This is a genomic window from Elongatibacter sediminis (genome assembly GCF_037892215.1).
In the GTDB taxonomy this organism is placed as follows: Bacteria; Pseudomonadota; Gammaproteobacteria; order Xanthomonadales; family SZUA-36; genus Elongatibacter; species Elongatibacter sediminis.
The window spans coordinates 701,655-723,076 of the sequence record NZ_JAZHOG010000001.1 but is presented as its reverse complement, the minus strand read 5'-3'; the positions used below and the strand labels follow the sequence as shown (position 1 = coordinate 723,076).

General features: G+C 59.2%; 20 protein-coding genes. 9 read left to right on the top strand and 11 right to left on the bottom strand.

Translation table 11 applies throughout. The annotated features are described in order from the left end of the window. Positions 1 to 220 precede the first annotated feature (220 nt). Together V3330_RS02850 and V3330_RS02845 are read left to right on the top strand one after the other, a co-directional pair. Positions 221 to 670 (top strand): YaiI/YqxD family protein, encoded by a 450-nt coding sequence (locus V3330_RS02850; protein WP_354693872.1) that lies wholly within the window; start codon positions 221 to 223, stop codon positions 668 to 670. A 215-nt stretch (positions 671 to 885) separates the two neighbouring features. Continuing rightward, positions 886 to 1,194, top strand: coding sequence for a hypothetical protein (locus tag V3330_RS02845; protein ID WP_354693871.1), 309 nt, complete (start codon positions 886 to 888; stop codon positions 1,192 to 1,194). Here the strand turns inward: V3330_RS02845 and V3330_RS02840 are convergent. Continuing rightward, positions 1,191 to 1,334 carry a hypothetical protein gene (locus V3330_RS02840; RefSeq protein WP_354693870.1) on the bottom strand — a complete coding sequence of 48 codons (144 nt, stop codon included), beginning with the start codon at positions 1,332 to 1,334 and terminating at the stop codon, positions 1,191 to 1,193. The genes V3330_RS02845 and V3330_RS02840 overlap by 4 nt on opposite strands. 25 nt (positions 1,335 to 1,359) lie before the next feature. Between V3330_RS02840 and V3330_RS02835 the strand changes: the two genes are divergently transcribed. Continuing rightward, complete coding sequence (locus V3330_RS02835) at positions 1,360 to 2,112, top strand: IPTL-CTERM sorting domain-containing protein (protein WP_354693869.1); 753 nt, start codon at positions 1,360 to 1,362, stop codon at positions 2,110 to 2,112. Positions 2,113 to 2,524: 412 nt separating this feature from the next. On the opposite strand, the gene V3330_RS02830 is transcribed toward V3330_RS02835, so the two are convergent. Beyond that, on the bottom strand, positions 2,525 to 2,947 hold the full coding sequence (locus V3330_RS02830) for a UrcA family protein (RefSeq protein WP_354693868.1): 423 nt from the start codon (positions 2,945 to 2,947) through the stop codon (positions 2,525 to 2,527). 464 nt (positions 2,948 to 3,411) lie between these two features. Here V3330_RS02830 and V3330_RS02825 point away from each other — a divergent pair, with 464 nt between their 5' ends. The 5 genes from V3330_RS02825 (at position 3,412) to V3330_RS02805 (ending at position 7,721) form a co-directional block, all read left to right on the top strand. Further along, positions 3,412 to 4,245: a hypothetical protein gene (locus V3330_RS02825; protein WP_354693867.1), complete on the top strand. Its 834-nt coding sequence runs from the start codon at positions 3,412 to 3,414 to the stop codon at positions 4,243 to 4,245. Positions 4,246 to 4,263: 18 nt separating this feature from the next. Further along, entirely contained in the window at positions 4,264 to 5,259 is a 996-nt protein-coding gene (locus tag V3330_RS02820) for an MBL fold metallo-hydrolase (protein WP_354693866.1), read from the top strand. 29 nt (positions 5,260 to 5,288) lie between these two features. Next, positions 5,289 to 5,687 (top strand): DUF6152 family protein, encoded by a 399-nt coding sequence (locus tag V3330_RS02815; protein ID WP_354693865.1) that lies wholly within the window; start codon positions 5,289 to 5,291, stop codon positions 5,685 to 5,687. Next, the gene (locus tag V3330_RS02810; protein ID WP_354693864.1) at positions 5,687 to 6,523 is read left to right on the top strand and encodes a hypothetical protein; all 837 of its coding nucleotides are present in this window, start codon (positions 5,687 to 5,689) and stop codon (positions 6,521 to 6,523) included. The genes V3330_RS02815 and V3330_RS02810 overlap by 1 nt, the downstream gene beginning before the upstream one ends. A 247-nt stretch (positions 6,524 to 6,770) precedes the next feature. Beyond that, positions 6,771 to 7,721, top strand: a complete 951-nt coding sequence (locus V3330_RS02805; RefSeq protein ID WP_354693863.1) for an aldo/keto reductase — start codon at positions 6,771 to 6,773, stop codon at positions 7,719 to 7,721. A gap of 97 nt (positions 7,722 to 7,818) precedes the next feature. Here the strand turns inward: V3330_RS02805 and V3330_RS02800 are convergent, their stop codons facing one another. The 9 genes from V3330_RS02800 to V3330_RS02760 all read right to left on the bottom strand — a co-directional run bounded on the left by V3330_RS02800 (position 7,819) and on the right by V3330_RS02760 (position 19,676). After that, entirely contained in the window at positions 7,819 to 9,231 is a 1,413-nt protein-coding gene (locus V3330_RS02800; RefSeq protein ID WP_354693862.1) for a COG4315 family predicted lipoprotein, read from the bottom strand. 52 nt (positions 9,232 to 9,283) lie between these two features. Next, positions 9,284 to 10,630, bottom strand: coding sequence for a DUF1552 domain-containing protein (locus V3330_RS02795; protein WP_354693861.1), 1,347 nt, complete (start codon positions 10,628 to 10,630; stop codon positions 9,284 to 9,286). A gap of 20 nt (positions 10,631 to 10,650) precedes the next feature. After that, a complete protein-coding gene (locus V3330_RS02790) occupies positions 10,651 to 12,234 on the bottom strand; it encodes a DUF1592 domain-containing protein (RefSeq protein ID WP_354693860.1) in 1,584 nt (527 codons plus the stop codon). A 140-nt stretch (positions 12,235 to 12,374) separates the two neighbouring features. Continuing rightward, the gene (locus V3330_RS02785; RefSeq protein WP_354693859.1) at positions 12,375 to 13,535 is read right to left on the bottom strand and encodes a hypothetical protein; all 1,161 of its coding nucleotides are present in this window, start codon (positions 13,533 to 13,535) and stop codon (positions 12,375 to 12,377) included. 278 nt (positions 13,536 to 13,813) lie between these two features. Continuing rightward, on the bottom strand, positions 13,814 to 14,428 hold the full coding sequence (locus V3330_RS02780; RefSeq protein ID WP_354693858.1) for a tetratricopeptide repeat protein: 615 nt from the start codon (positions 14,426 to 14,428) through the stop codon (positions 13,814 to 13,816). A gap of 351 nt (positions 14,429 to 14,779) precedes the next feature. Further along, positions 14,780 to 16,939: a M28 family peptidase gene (locus V3330_RS02775; protein WP_354693857.1), complete on the bottom strand. Its 2,160-nt coding sequence runs from the start codon at positions 16,937 to 16,939 to the stop codon at positions 14,780 to 14,782. Between the two features lie 73 nt (positions 16,940 to 17,012). Further along, entirely contained in the window at positions 17,013 to 18,410 is a 1,398-nt protein-coding gene (locus tag V3330_RS02770) for a M24 family metallopeptidase (protein ID WP_354693856.1), read from the bottom strand. Between the two features lie 10 nt (positions 18,411 to 18,420). After that, the gene (locus V3330_RS02765) at positions 18,421 to 18,891 is read right to left on the bottom strand and encodes a hypothetical protein (RefSeq protein WP_354693855.1); all 471 of its coding nucleotides are present in this window, start codon (positions 18,889 to 18,891) and stop codon (positions 18,421 to 18,423) included. A gap of 140 nt (positions 18,892 to 19,031) precedes the next feature. Continuing rightward, positions 19,032 to 19,676: a transposase gene (locus V3330_RS02760; protein WP_354693854.1), complete on the bottom strand. Its 645-nt coding sequence runs from the start codon at positions 19,674 to 19,676 to the stop codon at positions 19,032 to 19,034. Between the two features lie 239 nt (positions 19,677 to 19,915). On the opposite strand from V3330_RS02760, the gene V3330_RS02755 reads away from it, so the two are divergent. Beyond that, on the top strand, positions 19,916 to 21,109 hold the full coding sequence (locus tag V3330_RS02755; protein WP_354693853.1) for a DUF4350 domain-containing protein: 1,194 nt from the start codon (positions 19,916 to 19,918) through the stop codon (positions 21,107 to 21,109). Positions 21,110 to 21,422: the final 313 nt, after the last annotated feature.

Here is a 21,422-nt window from a genome sequence, read left to right as displayed (position 1 = left end):
GCAAGCGAGATAACAAGGTGCCGATATTCGGATGTTCTAGCTTGGCTCGACAAGTCCGCGGGGCTGGATGGTGCTGTTTCCCGGCACCATCCGGAAACCAGGTGAGCTAATGCAGCGAACCAGCCTGCTTTGAACGGATTCGCCGGGAAGTAGGGCAGGTGGACTGATGACGGTTTACTCTGTCCCTTTACTCTGACCCCACTCATCGAAGGAAGGCTTCTTGAAAATCTGGGTTGATGCCGATGCCTGTCCCGTGGTGATTCGGGAAATTCTCTTTCGCGCGGCGGAACGGACGCAAACGCAGGTGACGATGGTTGCCAATCAACAAGTCCGCGTTCCGGCGTCGCGGTTTGTCGATGCAATTCAGGTACAAGCCGGCTTCGATGTGGCTGACAATGAAATTGTCAAGCGAGTGTTGGCTGGCGACCTGGTCGTAACCGCCGACATACCGCTGGCTGCCGAGGTGATGGAATCGGGTGCCCACGCACTCAATCCCCGCGGTGAGTTGTATTCACCCGATACGATCCGGCAGCGCTTGAATCTGCGCGATTTCATGGACACTTTGCGTTCCAGCGGAATCCACACCGGCGGACCTTCGGCCCTCAGTCAGTCCGACCGGCAGCAGTTCGCGAACAACCTCGACCGTCTCCTGGCGAAGCAAAAATCCTGAACCCCAATAAATGGGGTCAGAGTAAAGGGACAGAGTAAACCGACTGCAACGCATCACGATATCTGGCCGCCATGGTGATGGGGTCAGTTTCAACGCTGACCCCAGTTTATGCGGCTTCGGTTCTCACCCGGTCAGCCAGGGCTTGGCACGGCAGATGCGCCCCGACTGCGCTACACTGAGAAAGGGGCAAAACGTCAGTGCGAGGAGAATACGTCATGAATTCCCGACTCCGCACGCAGGCTATCGCTTTGATTGGTGTCGTCGCCGCAGCGCTGTCAGGCCCTACCGCGGCAGTCGTCGAAGACATCAGAAACGCCACTCCGAACCCGATTACCATAGGCGAGGAAACGTCCTTTAGCGTCGATGTCGACGCGTTTCTTACAGCGCTCGCGTGGGAGTCGACGGCCATTTACGTCGACGCTCAGTTCTACATCTGCGTGAATCAGCCGAATCCCGGCTACGGCCCCGGTTCTGGCCCAGTGACCGAGGCGATCACGGTGCCCGTCATGGCGCCGCTAGACTAGCCGGGCACGTACGCGATCAGCGCCGAAGACTTCGAGGGCATCGACTGCCAGACGACTGGTTCTGGCAACCAGAACACGACACCCTTGGACGTGGTCGCACCGCCGGACCGGGCGACTTTCGAGGTCAGCAAGATTTTCACGGATGGTAATCCCGGCAGCGTAAACGTGACGATCAGCTGCAACACGGGCCTTCCGCTGGAGCAGAGCAAGAACATCACCGAAGCCGAAGGCGTGGAGTTCGTCGTCACCGAGTTCGATGATGGTGAACTCGACTGTGTGATCACCGAGGACGGTGCGACCGGGTATGACGCCGAGTACGACGACGGCACCACAACCAGCGCGACGAGTTGCGAGTATCTGGACGTCACGCATGGAGACGAACTGACCTGCGAGATCACCAATGCGCCGTCGCCAGTCGACGTCGTGATCGAGAAAAACTGGGTTTTCGAAGGTAGCAACGATCCACAAGGCATCGACCAACGTTACGACCTGACTCTGTGGTGCGATGCCGAGATCGTTGACGGCTACAACATCTTCGATCCGAATCAGGAAGCGCCGGCCGAGAACGGACCTGGCTGCGGACTGATCATCGTCAAGCAGGAGTCCGGCCAGCTCATCGGCCCGATCCACAACTGGTGCAAGACGTTCTACGGCGAGGGTCCTGATGGGTTCAACGCGCAGGTGATTCCGGAATACCCGGATTCCCACTGCTTCGTCGAGGAGCGCGTGTACGACGATGCGGTCGAAGTCGACAACGGTTGCCAGAACCTTGTCGTCAGTGCAGGGCAGGGCGCCTCATGCACGATCACCAACACAGTGTTCTTCGAGGGTATTCCGACGTTGAGCGAGTACGGCATGGCCATCCTGGTTCTGTTGATGCTTGGCGTTGGTCTGGTCGGGTTCCGCCGCTTTGCCTGAGTCACTGAGGCCGGGGTAGCCAACGGGCTCAGAGCCCATCTTGGGTGCAGGAGGGGATGAGATCCTCCACTCGAAGGTTGTGGGGGAGGGCATGCCGCGGACAAGCGAGGACTTCCTCACTTCGCGGTGACTGGCGTTGCGTTCGACATGGGTCAGCGCGGCACGCCGGCAATGGTCCCCAAGAAACGGCTCTGTCCCCCCTTTTGGCGCGCTTCGGCAATCCAGATAAGGGTTGCTTCTCCTCCCTTGCTGCAGCGCGCGAAAATGCTGGCATCTAGGTCGGAACAGGGCTTGTTTTGGGAACAGAAACGCTTGCCGGTCGACTACGACAGATTCAAGGCCGGCCGCCTCATCTCCGTTACTCTGTCCCTTTACTCTGACCCCATAATTCTGGTGGGGTTGGGCTTGGGCGTTACCAGGCGATGAGTTCCGATTCCTGGATGACCTGATCGACCAGGCGATTGACGTCTACCATGGCTTCGTCATAGGCCCGTTGGATGCATTTGGCTTGTTTTGGCTTGCCGAATGGGTGGCTGTCGGCCAGGGATTCGCAGGCCATGCTTGCCCCATCTTTGATGCGGCGTTTGAGTTCCTGTACATCCGCTACGAACCTGAGGTCCAGATCGGAATAGTTGACTGTTGCGTTCACCTCGGCGTTCAGGCCGGCTCGGTGTGAGCCGATGTGGCGTTCGTAGTTGCCCGCATGCCCCGGTGCAACGACGATCACTTCTTCCGTGGTGATTACCTCGGCACTGAGTGGAGCTGAGCCAATTGCCAAAGCGGTCATGGCGGTCGTCGCTATCAGGGCCTTCGTGCATGCATTGCGAAACATCATGAATCCTCCTCTGTACGTGACATTCACGAACTCGTGAACGTCATGCATCCCTGGTGGCACGTTGCGGAGCCATGACAATTCGATTCCCGACCCCGCTCGGTGATCAGGGCTGTCGACTTCCAGATCACTATAGGCGCGTTACGCGGTCAGTAGTTGAAAAACCCACGTAGTAGTGATCAGGATCAATACAGTGGGTACTGCGCGCCCGGGCTGACGCATTTTTCTGCGATCAGTCGGGCCTCCGCGGGGTGGGGCCGGGTTCGAGCCGTCGCTCCAGGCCTGTGGGCCAGATTTCCGTATATCCCGAGCGTGCGAGGCACTGCTGCGCTTAGTGGATATTCCAGAGGCCGGGCAGTGTGATCAAATACAGTAGTCGGATTACGCCAGTATGGAATTGGGTACCGCACGCTGGTGTGTTCGATAACGACCGGGTAGAACAGAGCAGGCAGAATATGATGAAGAAAATGGACACGCGAAAAACCGGGATGCGCTTGCTGGGGCTGCTGGCGGCGTTCAGCGTTGCATCGACGGCGCTGGCTGAAATCGACCTGTCCGGCGATTGGATGATTTCCTATCACGAAGACTGGCTTGAACTCGGCACGGGACCGGATATCGCGGACTTTGCCGGCATGCCGGTTACCGAAGCGGCCCGTCAGCGTGCCCTGAGTTACCACGCATCCCAGGTGAACATGCCAACGCATCAGTGTTTGCCGCTACCCATTGAGTACGCCGATTTGTGGTCCAACACCCGCATCTGGAAAGAGGTCGATGAGGACTCCCAGAAAGTCATAGCCTGGCGCATCCGCAAGGATTGGGGCGGCACCGATCGCTATATATGGATGGACAACCGTCCCCGCCCGTCGGCGCATGCCGCTCATACATTTCAGGGATTCTCCAAGGGTGAGTGGGAGAACAACACCCTCAAGGTGACGACGACCCACCTCAAAGAAGGCTACGCCCGCCGTAATGGTGTGCCGCGCAGCGACCAGGCCACGGTCGTCGAGCACTTCATGGTCTTTGATAACCGACTGACTGTCTCGGTGATCACCAAGGATCCGATGTATCTCTCCGAACTGTGGATTCGAACCGCGAATTATGAACGCAGCATCACGCGTCAGATTCGCCCGTACCCCTGTGAAGTGGTCACGGAACTTGCCAGCATGAAACGAGGTTACGTGCCACATTATTTCCCTTGGAAGAACCCCTTCCTCGAGGAATTCTCCAAAAAGTTCGGCATTCCCCTCGACACCGCGTTGGGTCATCCTGAACAGATGTACCCGGGCTTTATTGAGGATTAGGGTAGTGGGAGCGTCAATGTGATCGACAAGAATCGTGTTTTCCGGGTATTGCAACTAGCAGGCCTGGTTGGCCTGCTGGCCGCCTGTGGCCCGTCCTTCGCCGCAGAGTCCGATGCCGCCGGGGACGAAATCGAGGTCGTCCCGGTTCGGGGCGGCGTGTATATGCTGGTTGGTGGGGGAGTCAACGCCACACTGCAGATTGGTGACGATGGCGTGCTGCTGGTCGATACCATGCAGGAAGATATGGCGGAACACCTTCTGGCGGCCGTCCGGAAGTTATCTGACAAACCCATACGTTATGTCCTCAACACCAGTGGAAATCCGGACCAGGTGGGGGGGAATCCCGTGATTGCCGCTGCCGGCAGCACGATCAACGCCGGCAACGTCGCTGGTGCGATCGCGGATTCCACGGTCGGTGCGGCCGTGGTGGCGCATGAGAACGTGCTGACACGGATGAGTGTTCAGGATCCGCCGCCGCCGTTCGAGGGCTGGCCGACATCGACCTATTTTTTCACCCCGACCAAGGACGTTTTCTTCAACGGCGAGGCCATTCAGCTCATCTACCAGCCTGACGCGGTCACCAACGGCGACAGTTTCGTTTACTTCCGCCGCTCGGATGTGATCAGCGCCGGGAGCATATTCGACTTCACCCGTTACCCATTTATTGACGTGGACAACGGGGGCACGTTCGCCGGGACGCTCGAATCCTTGAATAATCTCATTGATTTAACCGTGCCGGAGGACAAGCAGGAGGGGGGAACCATGGTGATTCCCGCCCGCGGCCGCCTGTGCGATGAGTCCGAAGTGGTGGAGTATCGAGACATGCTCACCATCATCGGTAATTACATTCGGGAGATGATCGATGAGGGACGGTCGCTGGAGCAGGTGCTCGAAGCCAGGCCAACGCTGGCCTACGACCCGCGTTACGGCGCAGATTCCGGATCCTGGACCACCGACATGTTTGTTGAAACCGTCTACCGTGAGTTCACAGCGAACGGCAGTTCAGAGCAATGAATGGCATTCCGAAAATGACAGGTCTTACGATGAACAAGCGAATTCTGTTTTCACTGGCCGCGTTCGGCTTTATTGTGTCCACGAACGCCTGGGCCCACCACTCGTTCCCGGCGACGTATATGGTCTCCGAGGAAATCGAAATTGAAGGGACTCTGGTCGCTTTCATGTTCCGCAATCCCCACGCTTTCGTCCATGTGAACGTGAAGGACGAGAACGGCGAAGTCACTCGATACGCCGTGGAATGGGGCGGGGCTTCCGCGCTTGGGCGCCAGGGGGTGACCCGAGCCACGTTCAAGGCCGGTGATGCGGTCAGGATCTGGGGCAACCCGGGTCGAAACCCCGAGGATCATCGCCTGAGAATGCAGCGTATCGAACGCACCGCGGACGGTTACCGCTGGGGCTTTAAAGAAGACGAGGTGTTCGACTGATGGCCGTGCGAGTGCTAGGCCACTTACAGGCGCCCGCCTCGCTGAAGGCGCTGGTCGCCGTGCTGCTGATTGGTGGCTTCAGTCCCTTGCTGCTGGCTCAGGGGACCTTCGTCAACAAGGATCCGGAAACCGGTGAGACGATTTGTGACTACGACATCAACGCGGACTGCCGCTTGTTGCTGCAAAACCGGAACAAGGTCGAGAGGTCGCCAAAGGAATCCGGTCCGATTGATTTGACCGGATACTGGATGTCGGTCATTACCGAGGACTGGCGCTGGAGGGTGCTGACGCCACCCAAGGGCGACGTGGCCAGCCTGCCACTGAACGTGGAAGGGATGCGCGCGGCCAATGAATGGGACCCGAACGATGTCGGATCCTGCAAACCCTTTGGTGCAGCCGGCCTGATGCGCAATCCCACCCGGGTTCGTTTCCAGTGGGAGGATGAGAACACGCTGATCGCCGAGACGGATCATGGTGTACAGACCCGTCGGTTTCAGTTCGGCGCCACGCCTCCGGGACCCGAGCATCCGCACAGCCTGCAGGGGTTTTCCGTTGCATCCTGGGGGGCATCGGGCCTCAAGGTCGAAACCTCGCACCTGAGTGCGGGCTACCTGCGCAAGAACGGCGTGCCCTACAGCGAGGGTGCCAAACTGACTGAGTACTACAACGTCTACACCGCCTTCGACGAAACCTGGCTCACCATCACCACCATCGTGGAAGACCCGAAGTATCTCACCCGAACCTTCAACACGAGCCTGGACTTCAAAAAGCTCGAAGACGATTCCGACTGGAACCCAACACCCTGCCAGGCAGTTGCAATTGTGGGGTCAGAGTAAAGGGACAGAGTAAACAATTGCGGACTCGGGGTGGGGCCGTGCCTGAACCGCGGCAAGGTACATGCCATGTATTTGCATTGCCGGGAACGCAGTGGTTTTAAAACTGTGTCAGACGGGAAATGAAAGGCATCCGTGAGTGCTTTTGGGTTCTGCCCGGGATGGCTCAACAGGGAGTGCAACATTTTCGGGCCTATGGAGTCCAATGCTTCTGCACCCGCCACGGGTTTCAAATCGGGAGAGAATCCATATGCTTTCACGTCGCGATTACCTGAAGCTCTCGGCAATGGCCGGCGCCGCTGCCGTGCTTCCCAGCCGACTGCTGCGTGCCATGCACCATGAAGGTCTGATCAAGCGGGCCATTCCCAAAACCGGTGAAGAAGTTCCGATCATCGGGCTGGGCAGTTCGGCCACGTTCCGCAAACTGGCTGGCAGTGGTGAATCGGAACAACTGGCCGAGGTCATCGCCACGCTGCTGGATGGCGGTGGCACAGTCTTCGACACGGCTCCCAGCTACGGTGCCGCGGAAGAAGTTTCGGGCCGCATCGTCCAGGATCAAGGTGCGATCGACAAGATCTTCTGGGCCACCAAAGTCAACGTTGCGCCGCGCGGCGGTGTGGCGAACCCGGATCGGGCGCGGGCTCAGATTGAGCGTTCGTTCGACTTCATCGGCAAGGATGCCATTGACCTGATCCAGGTTCACAACGTCGCTGACGTGCCGACCCAGCTGGCAATCATCAAGGAACTGAAGGAAGCCGGACGGATTCGTTACATCGGTGTCACTTCGACGGACAAACGGCAATACGCCGAGCTGGCCAGTGTCATGCGCAACGAGCCCATCGACTTCATCGGCATCGACTACGCGGTGGACAACCGCCTCGCGGCGGAGGAAATCTTTCCCATCTGCCGGGATCGTGGTATCGGTGTACTCGTCTACCTGCCATTCGGACGCACCCGGCTTTGGAACCGGGTGGGTGACCGCCAGGTTCCCGAATGGGCGAGCGAGGCAATCGGGGTGAAGAGCTGGGCGCAGTTTTTCATCAAGTTCGCCGCGGCGCATCCGGCGGTAACAGCGGTCACGCCCGCCACCAGCAAACCGCACCACATGCTGGATAACCTGGGCGCGGGTGTGGGTGCACTGCCCGACCGGGCACTGCAAAAACGCATGGCCGACTTTGTAGACGCACTCCCGGCCGCCTGACCCCAAACCTCCGAGCCGAAGAATGGGGTCAGAGTAAAGGGACAGAGTAAACGAAGGTTGAAAGGCGTACCCGGGCGAACTTGGAGCAACGGCTCGGTCAGGGCTTGGCCACGTGCCAGTTCAGCCCGGCTGCCTTGCCTACGCCGTTGTTGGCGACGCCGTCCGCGAGGTCGTAGCGGGCGTTCGCGCCTATCAGAGGTTCATACAGGCCGGTTTCGGTAACGTCGTTCGGCCCGTCATCGGCGGTATTGGTGTACAAGGCATAGCCCTGATAAGCCCACTGCTGCGTGCCATCCGGTCGCTCGAAGATTTCCCAATACCCTGCCGGTTGCGCTCCAGGAGGTGCCGCGAAGGGTTGCCAGGTCTCGAGGCATTCGGCATCGCATCCATCCGTACCGAGCTGCTTGCCCTCTTCGTAGAGGTTATGGATGTATCCCTCGAAACTGTTACGTCCACCGAACCGGTAGCGGAAGGGAAGTCGATTGTAGAGCGGCTTGCCCTCGGTGGTTGTCAGGAAATGACCGCGTCCGGCCACTTCGGCCACTACCACGTTGGCCGGGCGATAGTTTCGGGTCAGCAACGCCACCCGCCAATGTTCGGACTGGTTCGCACCATTGGCCTGCCCCGGGGCAAAATCGCCGCGATAGGTGAATAGCGGCATGCCTGCGTAGGTCCACTGCACCACGCCGTTTTCCTGTTGTGCCGGTGCGAAGTCTCCGACGGCCTGGGCCATCATAGGCGCTTCGACGGCCTCCCAATGGGCATAACAGGGCACGGCTCCACACGCGTTCTGTTCGACTTCGGTGTTGCCGGTGTAGAAATAAATCGTCATGCGATCCCTGGTGACCAGCGTCTGCCCACCCGCCACGGGCAGGTCTTCGATCGTGATCGTGGGCGGCAGCGGCAGGTGTCTTGCCAGTCCAAACAAGGCAAGTGTCAATCCATCGCCTTTTTCGGCGGCGTTCCCGGACGGCTGTACGTCTTTGCTGACCGTAGTTACGGTGGCCTCTTCAGGCTGTATGGGATCCCCGGGCGCCGGAACATCCTGGTTGGCTCCATCGTCCCCTGCGGCCCCGGGTTTTTCGACCGCCAGGAACAGCGGTTTGCCGTGGTACATCCACTGCCTGTGCTGGCCCTCCGCCTCTTGAAGTGACCAGGCACCAAAGGCCTGCGCATCCGCGGGGGCGAGAAAGGGCGCGTAATTCTCGGCACACTGCTGCGTGCACGACCAGGTGCCCAGATCGTCGCTCTCTGGAACGTACAAGGGCGCGCCCGTCTCGGACCCAAGCCGCGTCGCCAGGTAGATGGGCTGGGAACTGTTCTGCTCATCCATCAGGTCGACCAGCGTGACGCCGGGCGGTGTGGATTCGGGTGGCTGGGAATCCGCCGCGGTGATACCAACCGTCTCGCTGCCTTCGGCGCCATCGGAAGCGGGGAACGAGCACGCGGTGGAAATCAAAACGAATACCGTGCAAAAAGCACGCTGCGCGATCCGGACTGGTTGTTTCATAGACGGTTTGTTCTTGGTTTCATGCGCCGTTCGATTGTTCGCGCTATTCGGGCTAGGCGACGATCTCGCCGATGGGGGATGAGACTTCATTCGCTCCCGTTCCCCAGCTTCCGACGGGCACGCCCATGAGTTGCTGTACCGTGAGACCCACCCGGGTGATGGTCTGACCCCGAAGCGGCAGGTATTGGCCGGTGTGGACGCGTCCGCCGGCACCGCCCGCCAGGAACAGAGGTATATCCTGCAGTGAATGCAGCCGGGCATTGCCATGATCGGTGGGGATGTACATCAGCACGTTGTCCAGCAGGCTGCCGTCGCCTTCCCTGAAGTTTTCCAAAGTGGCGAGCATGTTGCCCAGGAGCTTCATGTACTCGAGGCTGAACCACGTGGTCATGGGCTGGTATCCGAGTTGCTCATCCACCGGCTCTTCGTGCGAATGCGCATGATGGTGAGTGGGGTTGCCCTTTTTTCTGATGTTTGCATTGCCGTGCGACAGGGCCAGGTTGAACACCCGGGTCTGCCCGCACGCCAGGGCGTGCGCGAGCAACTCGGCGAACAGGTCGTGTCGCCGTTTGACGTCATCGATCATCACCGACCGGTCAGCCACCTCTTCCGGCGGCTCAGGGACCGAACAGGCAGGCATGGGTTCGGGCTCGCTGAGTTCGACAGCGAGCTTGTTCTCCAGGTCACGCAGCGAGGTGAAATACTGATCGAGGCGGCGCCGGTCTTCGGCCCCCACCAGTTGCAGCAGCTCCCGGCGCTGTTCGCCGACGGCGGACAGGGCGCTTTCACGCACCATGATTTCCGGATCGGGCGTAAACGAGTCTGCGCCCGGCTCGGTGAATCCCTGCCCGAAAATCCGCGTATACAGCGCAAGCGGAGATACCTCGGAAGGATTGACCGCATTGGCCCCGGTGGAACTCATACTGACTTCGGGGTTGCCGTTGCAAACCATCTGAATAGACCGGAATCGGGTCCCGCCGCCAATGACTTCGGCGATGCTCTGGTCCAGGCTCTTGCCGGGCGCGGCGGTGTGCTGCGACATCACGCCGGTGAAAATGCAGTTGGCACCGGAGTCATGGGGTTCGGTGGATTTACCATCCGCATCCACCCGCATGCCGCTGAACACCGTTAGTTTCTCCCGATACGGAGACAGCATCGACAACAGTGCCGGGAATTCGTAGCTGCCGTTGGCCGTTGGCTGCGGTTCCCAGTGTCCGGGCGGCAGGCCCAGGCCCCAGTACCACGTGCCGAAGCGCACTGGCAGGCGGGTGCCGGTCGACGCCAGCGCGGTGCCGTTTTCGTTGAGGAAACAGTCGAGAAACGGCAGCCCCACACTGATCGCACCACCGGCGGCGAGGCCGCGCAGCATCCGTCTGCGACTGAAGGTTTTCAGTGTCATGCTCGATCTCCTCAAATCATTCAACGGTTCGCGGCGAGCTGTGTCGCATCCGGTTTCGCGCCAAAAAACGCGTCGCTCAGCGCAATGGTACGCAACAGATTCACGAATCGGAAACCGCTCTCGGCAAATTCCTCTTCGATGGGTTCCAGAGCCTGCCGTTGGGCGGGCTTGCCGGCCCCGTAAGCGAAGGCGCGATTGACCGCGCACACCGGCACGGTGGGATCGTTGCGCACGACCTGGCCCAGCTCGGCGGAGTTCTGAAACGTCACGCCATGCAGGTTGCCACTGGTATCGATCGTTGCGCCATTCTCCGTTGTCCGGTAAACGCCGGCGGCATCGAAGGTTTCGAGAGCGAGGCCGAGCGGATCGGTGAGTTGGTGGCACCCGGCGCAGAGCGGCTCGTTGGCATGGGCGCTAAGCCGTTCCCGCATGGTCTTGAGTTTGCTGGTGTCGGCTGTCTCAAACCGGGAAAAGTCCACGTCACCCGGCGGAGGTGGCACGTTCTGGCACAGAAAGATTTCCCGTAAGGCCTTGCCGCGCAGGGTCGGCGAACTGCGACCGGCGTGCGAATGCAGCGCGACGAAACTGATGTGCGAAAGGATGCCGGTTCGTGGGTCATTCTCCGGATACACGGTCGACACCCACGGTTCGGGTGCGCCGTTTTCGAAGCTCGCGATGACCGGAACGCCGTATACGGCGCCCAGGGTGCGGGTCAGAAAGGTCTGGCGCAGGGTGAAGATGTCGCGATAGTCACCCTGCTCGACGAGCACATGGTGCACGATGGTCCGCAGCGTCTGTTCGACGGCCTGTTCGCTGAGTCCTGCCGTATATCGGGGAAACAGCGATACGTCCTTCGACAGGGTGTTGAATCCGTCGAGCCGCAGCAAGTCGGTGAAATAGGCACGTACGCCGCGTTCGAGTTTCGGGGAAGCCAGCATCCGGTCGACCTGGCGAGCGAGGCCATCTTCGGTGAGCAGTTCGCCCGCTTCCGCGGCGGCGAGCAATGCCTCGTCGGGAATGCTGTTCCAAAGCCAGAAACTCAGCCGGGAAGCGCGGGAGTAGCTGTCGAGGCGATACTCGCCAGGATGGTCCGGGTCGGGCTCGAGCATTTCGATGCGAAACAGGAATCGCGGGTCGACCAGCATCGTGGCTAGACTTTCCTGCAGACCGCGATGGAATCCGCCCAGTTTGCGCGATGTGTCTGCTGCGATTTGGACGAACAAGGCGCTGTCTTCCGGAGACAGAGGTTGCCGGAACAGCAATCGGCCGACGCGGTTGAGGAACTGAGACGCGCAGGCCTGGTCAGGCCTGGATTCATCCTCTGGTGTGCATCCAATCAACAAGGTGCGCAGGGGAGCAGCTGTGGCCTGCGCCGCAACCTCACGGGCCATCGCATCGTACAGCTCGAGACCGGAGGCCGATGTGGTGGCAATCCCGGCTCCGACGGCGAGCAGGCCGGACTCACGCTCGAAGGGCTGAAAACGTCCGCCGACCACGATGCTCGTTCCCAGTACATCGCGTATGACCTGCCGGTATTGTTCTTCCGTCAGCCGGTAGAAGCCGCCAACCCGGCGTTCCTCCACCGGGGCGGATGTCGCCGACACGAGCTGTCCGGCAGCATCCTGTCCGGAAACGTGCTGTCCCTGGGCGGAGTCGCATGAAGTCAGGGAGAGCCCCGCGAGAACCGCAACCCATATCAGCAGAGCGGCCGACCGTGTTCGGGCGGATCCTGGCGATCGTTCCTTCATTCAGAGCTCCCGTCCCGTTTTGTGGGGTTGCCGTTGAGGGTCAGTTCGTTCGCACGACTTTGCTCCGGAGGCTCACCCGGTACCGCGACCACCTGTCCTTCACGGGTTGCGAGAAAGGCGGGCATCGCTTGCAATTGGTAGGCTGCGGAGATCCGGCGGTTGGCTCCCGAGTCGGGGTCCGGGTCCGCGTCCGCCAGGCGTTTCAAGGCGTAGTAGATTCCCGGCACATCGTTGCCGCTCTGCTCGTTGGCCGAGCCAAGGGCCGCGTGCATGAAATAGAAGTCCAGCCACGGCTGATAGCCGCCGACGAAGCCCTGCAGTCCACCGCCGTCCGGTAGAAAACGGAACCTCAGCTGCGCTTCGGCCAGGTCCAATTCAGTGAGTATGGGTGACTCGCCCGGCAGGCGCAGGTCGCCCGGCTGGACGGTAAGCATGCCGTTCTCGATTCGCCCTTCGAAAGTGTTGATTCCGGGATCGGGCTCGTCAGCGATCAGGTAGGTGACGCCGGCCAGGATACCTTTGTCGGCATCGCGCTCGGGGTGATGGGTGGCCTTCAGAAAGCGGACGGTCACGGGGCCATCGCCCCGCAGATCTGAGCCCGTAATCGAGATCAGCCATGCCGGCATCGTGTCGATGGCGTAGTTCCACATCATCGCTTCATACAAAGGCCGGACCGGCAAGTTGATGTGGTACTCCTGCAGGCAGCCGACCGCGCGAAAGAGCTGGTTGTCGATACCGCTCGCGCCGGTTTCCGGGTCCTGGAAGTCTTCTGCTGTCACCTGGCCGTCGAGATTGAAGCCATAGGCTATCGACCCCCGCAGCGTCTTGATATGGGGATCCGGGACCGACTCAGGGTAGGTGAATACGTTGACGGGTTTGCCGTCGATGCGCCCGCGCATCGGCAGAATGCTCCAGTCGGCGCCCACCGAGGCGGGTCCTTCGAGCAGAATTTTCTGTGCTTCATCCGGGGTATAGCCCAGCGAGAGCAGATTACGGCGATCGAGCTCCTTGCCTTCCGGGTTGATGCCTTCCGGGCAGCTTTCGTCATCCGCGTAGGTCGCGGTGGAAAACGAGCCGACGACATAGCCCCAGGTCTGTTCCGCCTGGGCCGGTTGCGACGCCAATGCAACGCCGCTGACCAGGGCGACCAGACTCAATGTGCGAGCTCCCCGTGCGAAAACCTCATTCCGTGGTGTCATCACGTTGCGACCCGTCTCCATCATCGGTCAGTCAGTTGCGGGCAGAAAGCTTGCTCCCATGCCACCTTGGGATTCTGGAACGGTTCGCGCGTGCCATTCAAGGCAATTGTTGTTGCGTTTGAGTGCATTACGCACCGGAAATATTGGGGTCAGAGTCAAGGGACAGAGTAAACAGGGGTGAATAGCACCTGGCTGAGAGCCTGTTTCAGTCGCGCATTCCGGAAAAAAAGACCTGACTAATTGTTCTGTCCGGTCTCTTCTGCGTGGTTATGACGCCTGGATACAAGACTTTCCAGTTTCTGCTGTGCCAGCGGCCACTCGGGTGCAAAAGTCACAGCCTCGCGGTAGTCGGTTTCGGCCTGCTGCAGGTGGCCTTGTGCCTCGTACGCCATACCGCGGTTCAGCAGCGCGAGATGCGTTCTGCCGAGCCCGAGATCCATTGCCCTGGTGTAATCCTCAATCGCCTCTCCCAGTCGTTCGGCCAGGAAGTACACATTGCCGCGACCGACGTAGGGTTCGGGCAATTTTGGCATCAGGTCGATGGCCAGATTGTAGTCTTCGAAGGCCTGCTGATAGCGCCTCATGGCGGTATTGATCACGCCGCGGTTGGTATAGGTCGCCGCCAGGTCGCGACGGCTCAGCTTGCTGTTTTCGATGGCGTAGTCGCAGGCCTTCAGGTCCGATCGGGATCCGACCCGCATGTTCGCCGCCAGTTCCGCGCCTGACATGCAGGCGCGTGCTTCCTCGGCGGTACCCATCACCGTTACCGATTGCGCCGCCAGGTTCGATGCTGCGAGAGCGAAGAAGATGCCGCTGATGAAAAGCGATCGTTTGGCCAGGTGACTGATCATCGGGCACGTCTCCATAGCGAAGGCTCCACTACCAGTCATTATAGAGCCGCGCTGAAAAAATGAATGGGGTCAGAGTAAAGGGACAGAGTAAAAACGGACGTGTGTGGTGCGCTGTGACCTCGGCACATTGGGTGTCTGAAAGGTTCTCTTCCCGACACATGTACGGGGCTGGCGGCTTGTCGGGCTCTGTTCAACCTGTCAATTTCTCGTCAATAAGCGTCCTGCTTGCATGGTGACGTTGCTGACGATTGTCGTCTTCTGGCCATGTCGGGTCTGGGCGGGTTCAGTTTGCGGGTTCAATCCGGGATCGCTGTACCAGGTGACGAGAAAGGGCCTGGAATGGCTGTCGGTTTACTCTGTCCCTTTACTCTGACCCCACGTTTTCTGACCCGGGTTTTTGATGGTCCATTGGTTGGATTGCTCCAGGTCGCGAAAAAATGCCATGACCTTTGCCAGTTCCACCGGGCCATACTCGGCACTGATGGCGTTCCTGATTTCGAGAATGGATCGTTTTCCGTCGGCGTAGTTCTTTGCTTCCAGCGCGTAATACTGTGCGAGCGGCGGTTTTGTTTCCGAGTCGCCGGAACTTGGTTTGTCTTCAGCTTCTATTGCCGTTCTGTGAGGCACCATCTTGCGGGCTTGCTTTTCCTCTTCACTGAACGATATTTCCCGCATGGGAGCCACACCGAGCGTCAGGCAGCGGGCTGCGTAAGCTGCATCGACCCGTCGAAAGTCGAGGTCCTGGCCGGCTGCAAGTGCTTGTTCGATGGCACCAAGTTGCTGCATGGCTTGTTCGTCCGGCCCGATCAGATGAGCGCTCGATTGCACGCCCGCCAGCTCCCTGCGATAGGCCCAGTGCATGAGGTTTCGAGCCTCTTTCCAGGTCGTGTGCAGGTCCTCGGCGGATGCGTGTGCCAACAACATGACTGCCTCGGTGAGATCTTCGCCCAGCCGGCGCTGTCCGTAGGCGGCGCTCAGGCTGGCCACGGCGAGCGCTTCATCGCCGTGGGCGTTGGCCATGACTTCCCCCATGGCCAGGCCGATTAAGGCCATTCTTTTCATCTGGGTCGGGTCGAGCAGCAGTGGCGAATCCTCGCTGGTGTGATACGAATAATCGTGGAAGTTGTTGAACGCGACCGACGGCACGCGCGGCGTGGCCTCGGTGAATACCTGGTGATCGCTGCCGAAAGAAAATCGAGAGATATGGAACCAGAACGGATCCCGCGTGCCTGTGAGGTCGAAGATGGGGCGTCGAAAGCCGAAACCGAATTTCCGGTTGGTGACCTTGGAACGGTTCGTGTCACCCACGTATTCCATGAATTGAATTGCCAGGTCGTTGACGAAGCTCGGCAGACTGTAGGCGGTGGTCACCACGTTCAGGCTGTGCCGGTGAAGGCTCTGGTTCGCTCCCACCATGTCCATATTGATGACCCCGATCAATCGCTCCAGGAAATCGGAATAGCGTTCGATGTAGGCCCTTGTGCCCGTGAATTCGGGCACCCACAGAAACCGTACGGTGCGTTTGGGTTGGGGCAGAACACCGTCTTCGATCAACCGCAACCAGCTCCGAGCCATTTCGAGCTGGACGGCCGGCCCGCTGCCATTGTCATTGGCGCCTTGCTTGGCGATTCCTTCGAACAGGTGGGCGATAAACACCACTTCGGATTTTTCGGACGGGCTGATGGAGCCGTCACCGGGAATGATCGCCGTCACCACCTGCAGGTCGGCGGGATGACGGGCTGTTTTCACGATCGCGCGGGCAACGACGTTTTCGGATTCACGTACCAGTTTGACCAACTCCGTACCCATGCGATGCGAAAGGATGAATCCGAATGTCGTATTCGGATCGGGTTGTTCGACCTCAGCCAGTTCATGAAGCTTGTGCAGTCTCCCCCAGGCGATCTGGTCCGGTCGCTCTTCGGGTTTCCCCGAGCCATTGAAGTACGACAAGACTCCTGCCGCCTGGAACTTGAGCACGGCCAGTTCATGGACCTTGTCCACCGGACCCGAGGCTAAAACCAGCTTGCCGGTCACGTCCCGGTTTTCGTAGTCCGTCTCGCGGTCACCGGGGCCGACATCAACGACTTCGGCCCGCACATCGGCCGACCGGGAACCCGACGCGAGCGTGGCGGTCACGTCCCGGTAACGGGTGATCAGCTTCTTCTCGGGTTGCTCGATCCACAGTTCCGCCATCTCGGCATCCCACTCGTCCCAGGCTTGCGGGAAACGTTCGATGCTGACCTCGCTGAGGCCTACCTCACGCGCCTTTTTCGCCATGTAGGCCGCCTCGCGGTACGTGCCCGATCCGTACTCGCTGGCAGGGCGGTTGCGTTCGTAAGGGGTGATTTCCATCACGTGAGCGTGGGCTTCGGCACCGGAGATCTCGTCGATCATGGCGTGCAGCTTGTCCGCCGAGACCAGGGTCTGCGGGTCTCTCGTGGCTTGTGCACTGGCCGTCGATACGATCAGAACACCACCGGTCAGCAGTCCGAGCAAAAGCAGTTTTTTCATGAAAACCTCTGGTCAAGCATCCTGTATTCGTGCACGAGATTTGCCATCCGCCGGATCAGCGTGTGCGAGTTGCTCACCTGATCAGGTAGAAGGCTTCCTGCCGCGGTCGGAAGAATTCCCATCCATCATCCGTCAGGTGGGCGGGGTCCTCCATCATGATGAACACGTCTTGATTGTCCCACTCGGGCACCGGGGTTTTCGTGTTCAACTCGATCGCGATGTAGGCTCCCTTGCGCAGCGTTTTGCTGGCACGTGCTTCATTTTTTGCATTGGAGAAGCTGATACCGGCTCCCATGCCATGCCCGTGGTTGCCCAGCGGGTGGGAATAGATCTGTGCTTCGATGCCCTTTTCCTGCATCTCGGCCATGGTGGCGTCGTGCACCGCTCCAGCCGTTCTTCCAGGCCTTGAGGCGCGCAGCATCAGGGCATCCTGCAGTGCGTTGGTATTGGCCATGGCGTCTTTGAGTCCCTGCGGCACATCGTCTTCACCTTCCCGGAGCACGTAGGCGTGTTTTTGCCAGTCGGTGTCGAAACCCATGTAACTGATCCCGAAGTCCACGTGAATCACGTCGCCTCTTTCAATGACCATGCTCTCGGGCGCAACTGCGAGGAATCCCCGCGACATGTTGTCCTCGAGTCCATGGCGCTGGACCCGCATGTCGGGCTGAAACCAGGTTTCAACCCCGGCATCCCACAAGGCGTCGTAGAGCCAGTTGCGTACGTCGCCCACAGTGGTCCTGCCCGGGTCGATGACTTCATTCGACAAGGCTCTTCGGGTAATTTCCTCAGTGAGTTGGACGAGCTTGGTGTAGTGGGGCAATTCTTCCGGAATGCGGGTCTCGAGGTACTCTTCGATGAGACCCTCGGCACTGACAAACTTCGCCGTCGCTTCCTCGCCCATGGCTTCACTGAGCAGCAGGTAGCTGTCATGGCTGAGGCTGCGGCTCATGCCCCGGTGTCCACCAGTGCCCAGGCCGATCACCCCGGGTTGATGCTCGGCATAGAGTTCGGCCAGTACTTCCCTGGCCTTACGTGGATTGTTCGGGTCCGGTTTGAACTGGGCCAGTTCGAAAAACCGGGCCAGGTTTTCCTCCTCGTAACCGGTGAGGGCGACTGTCCGCAAGCCGGCATCATCACCTGAATCGATGAAAATGAAGATGTCGCGGTTGCCGGCATATGGCCGGGGCGGCGCGATGTACTCGGTGAGCGGGTCGTTATTGAACTCCTCGTTCACCACGATCCACATATCAATACCATGCCGCCGCATCATCTCCAGCAACATTTCGTGGCGGGTCTCGAGCCAGCTCTGCCGGATGCGCAGTTGCTCCGTCCACGGCAGGAGCAGAGACTCTCGTTCTACCGATGGCGCTCCGGTGGCGGCGTTCTGCGGTTCTTCCGCCGTATCGTGATCGGCCGTGCAGGAAGCGAGTGTCGCGACGGCGATGACCAGCAAGGACAGGTGCGTTTTCATCTGTGGTCCTCTATTTCTTCAACTGAAACCAGCCTTCGATGTTCGCGGCCGCACCGTCGGCGGGATCGACTCCTTTAGCAAAGCATTTCACCTCACCGGAAACGAATGCTTTGTCGCCATCGACCGTTGCCTGCGCGTCACCGAAATTCGAGCAGCGCATCTCTTCCTCCCTGAAGTTGAAGTTCATGGTGCTGGCGGTGCTGCCTTCTACCAGGCGAACGCTGGCCGTCGACCGGCCATCAGCAAATGCATAGTTGCCGTATCCGTTCATGATGACACCGGTGACCATGCGTCCCGAAAGTGTCGGCATTCCATCGATGCTGAAGGTCCATTTCGGAGCTTTGCGGCCACCTTTCGACGAGGGATTGGCGCTACGGGTCTCCGCTGAGGGGTCGGTACTGGCCGATGATTGCGACTCTGCCGAGTCGCCGCAGGCGCACAGGACAAGCGTGGCCGCACAGGCCAACAGGGGTTTCTGCATCGGATGAAAACTCCTTCTGGTTATTGAATCGATCTGCAACGTCGATCGACGAATAATAGTGGGTTCAGTGCAAAAGGATAGCCTACCATGGAAGTTTTGGGGTCAGAGTAAAGGGACAGAGTAAAGAGAAGGGAGCGAAGTCAGTTGCGAAGTTGGCGCACTTGTTCTCTGAAGGTCTGGGTTCCCAGTACAAGCCCGGTATTGGCGCAGTGTCGAACCTTGGCCATCACCCTCATGTCCAGAGTTTCATTGATGAGTGCCCGCCAGGCTTGCCGACGCTGTTTCCCATTGCGGCCCAGGGTCAGATAGCGGCCATGAGGCGACCACAGCCGGGGTTTGGTCCCACATGCATGTGCCCCGAAACTCGACCAGTGGTAATCACCCGGATGCCTGACCAAACCGGCTCTGACCGGATTCAGTTCGATGTAACGCAGGCAGGTTAACAAGTAGTGATCTTCTTCCACGATGCTGGTTTTGAATCGACCTTCGAACAGGGTGCCGCTGCGGGTGTACTTGTAGTTGAAATGACGCACATAGAGCCGTCCGAGAAACTGCATCAGTTGCGAGAGGCTGTCGTCATGGCCGGGAGTAGCCACCAGGTGTACGTGATTGGTCATGAAGACCCAGCCATGAACGGCCACGCCAAATCGACCGGCTCCCTCGGTCAGCCAGTTGGCGTACGCAGCCATGTCCGCATCACATGTGAAAATGGCTTGTCGGTTGTTTCCGCGCTGGATCAGGTGTACGGGATAGCCAGCCGGACAGAATCGTGCACGTCTTGGCACTACCTTCCCCTGGTGTGACCGAGAAGGGTTTCATGCTGAAGGCAACAGCTATTCGCGTGCCAGAGGAAATTGTAGTTTTCAGCGGTAGGAAAATTCCGTGGGTTGATGCCGATTCAATCTATTTCTTTACTCTGGGCCGAAACTCACATTGACCCAGAACTCACACTAAATCTGCTGTTGGTTTACTCTGTCCCTTTACTCTGACCCCAAAACTCACTCTTTAGGCAGGGAGTAAGCAGATGTATAAGCATGGAATTTTGGCAGTCATTGGATTGTGCCTCGTATTCAGTTCCCAGGTTGGTGCTGTCGAGGTTGGCTCTATCGCCGATTCGAGGTTTGAGGGCAGTGGTGGTTGGACGCTGGATGGTGCGAATATGACCGATACCCGGTCGAAGCTGCTCAATCCCGATAATTTCGGACCAGCGGGAACCTATCCGGAGGCAGTCAACGTCACCGACGTGGCTGACCCTATCACCTACACGGTATTGTCCACATTCGACATTTTCCTTGTCGGCTATCTGGCCGACAGTGATGAGGATTTCATCACGGAAGACGAAGGTCAGGCCATGTTCGACTGGGTGTCCCAGGGCGGGACCATGGTCATCAGTTGCGATGATGCCAGTCATGATGCCATCTGCATTGCCTTTGGTCTGGATATTTCCGCTGACAGTGCTTCGCCGCCGGCCAATCCGACTGGGCTCGGCGAAACCCGACCGATGTTCGACGGCCCCTTCGGCACGTCCGAGGCACTCACCATGGCGGGGACGATTCGATATTTCGAAGAAACCGCCGGATTTTCCGTGCTAGCCGAAGATCAAAGCGGCAACCCCGTGATTCTCGAAGCACTGATCGGCGATGGGCGCGTCGTCGCGCTGTCAGACATCGACATGATCAGCAATCACGGCCTCTCGAACGGTGACGGAATCGACAGCGACAATGATCGCTTTCTGGCCAACCTGATCGCCTACCTTGCCGACGAGGCGGTTGAGACATTTGTCATCAATCCGGGACTCAACGGCAATTGGTGGAACGGTCCCGCGCGCGCCGGCGAGGGGATGCAGCTTGAACTCGTGATTCCCGGTGGCGTGCTGACCGTCGTGGCTACTTTCTACAGCTATGACAACGCGGGCAAACAGATCTTCCTGATTGCCGTGGGCCCCGTGAACATTGGCGCCGGTAATACCACGGATGTGGATGTGTTTATCACTGAAGGTCCGGTGTGGGGCGCGGGCTTCGACCCGGGCGACGTCAACGAGGAGCAGTGGGGAACAGGGGAGATTTCCTCAAGCAGTTGCAACCTGATGCATATCCTGTTGAATCCGAACCCGACGTATGCGGGCCAGGGGTATTCAGCCCTGGAATACGATGTGATCAGGCTCAACCCGCCGGCGGCACCATGCCCGGTCCCGATTCCCTCGATTTTAGTGCGCTAGGCTTTCGTTGGGGAAAGACGGGGTGGCGGCAGGACAGGGCGTGGTGGTGCAGCCCACCTGCCGCCCCTTGATTCGACTGACGCCAGTACTTCGGGGCTTGTGCATGTATGCGTTTCGGGGATGAAGAGGAAACCCGGTTTTCATTGAGAGGGTGCCGGCGCTCTTCGCAATAATGGAATGGCTTGTTTACTCTGTCCCTTTACTCTGACCCCATTTCGCGGCGGTGTTATTTGATGGCCGTGCCGTTTTTTAATGCAACACGTTTTCTGGAACGGTTTCAGGAGGCTGTTGCCGGTCTGATTCGCAACCTCCG

What these genes read in the sequence shown, in the direction of transcription:
- V3330_RS02845 (WP_354693871.1), top strand. Translation starts at nt 886, where the DNA reads ATGAATTCCCGACTCCGCACGCAGGCTATCGCTTTGATTGGTGTCGTC.
- V3330_RS02830 (WP_354693868.1), bottom strand. Translation starts at nt 2,947, where the DNA reads ATGATGTTTCGCAATGCATGCACGAAGGCCCTGATAGCGACGACCGCC.
- V3330_RS02825 (WP_354693867.1), top strand. Translation starts at nt 3,412, where the DNA reads ATGGACACGCGAAAAACCGGGATGCGCTTGCTGGGGCTGCTGGCGGCG.
- V3330_RS02815 (WP_354693865.1), top strand. Translation starts at nt 5,289, where the DNA reads ATGAACAAGCGAATTCTGTTTTCACTGGCCGCGTTCGGCTTTATTGTG.
- V3330_RS02810 (WP_354693864.1), top strand. Translation starts at nt 5,687, where the DNA reads ATGGCCGTGCGAGTGCTAGGCCACTTACAGGCGCCCGCCTCGCTGAAG.
- V3330_RS02805 (WP_354693863.1), top strand. Translation starts at nt 6,771, where the DNA reads ATGCTTTCACGTCGCGATTACCTGAAGCTCTCGGCAATGGCCGGCGCC.
- V3330_RS02800 (WP_354693862.1), bottom strand. Translation starts at nt 9,231, where the DNA reads ATGAAACAACCAGTCCGGATCGCGCAGCGTGCTTTTTGCACGGTATTC.
- V3330_RS02795 (WP_354693861.1), bottom strand. Translation starts at nt 10,630, where the DNA reads ATGACACTGAAAACCTTCAGTCGCAGACGGATGCTGCGCGGCCTCGCC.
- V3330_RS02780 (WP_354693858.1), bottom strand. Translation starts at nt 14,428, where the DNA reads ATGATCAGTCACCTGGCCAAACGATCGCTTTTCATCAGCGGCATCTTC.
- V3330_RS02775 (WP_354693857.1), bottom strand. Translation starts at nt 16,939, where the DNA reads ATGAAAAAACTGCTTTTGCTCGGACTGCTGACCGGTGGTGTTCTGATC.
- V3330_RS02770 (WP_354693856.1), bottom strand. Translation starts at nt 18,410, where the DNA reads ATGAAAACGCACCTGTCCTTGCTGGTCATCGCCGTCGCGACACTCGCT.
- V3330_RS02765 (WP_354693855.1), bottom strand. Translation starts at nt 18,891, where the DNA reads ATGCAGAAACCCCTGTTGGCCTGTGCGGCCACGCTTGTCCTGTGCGCC.
- V3330_RS02755 (WP_354693853.1), top strand. Translation starts at nt 19,916, where the DNA reads ATGTATAAGCATGGAATTTTGGCAGTCATTGGATTGTGCCTCGTATTC.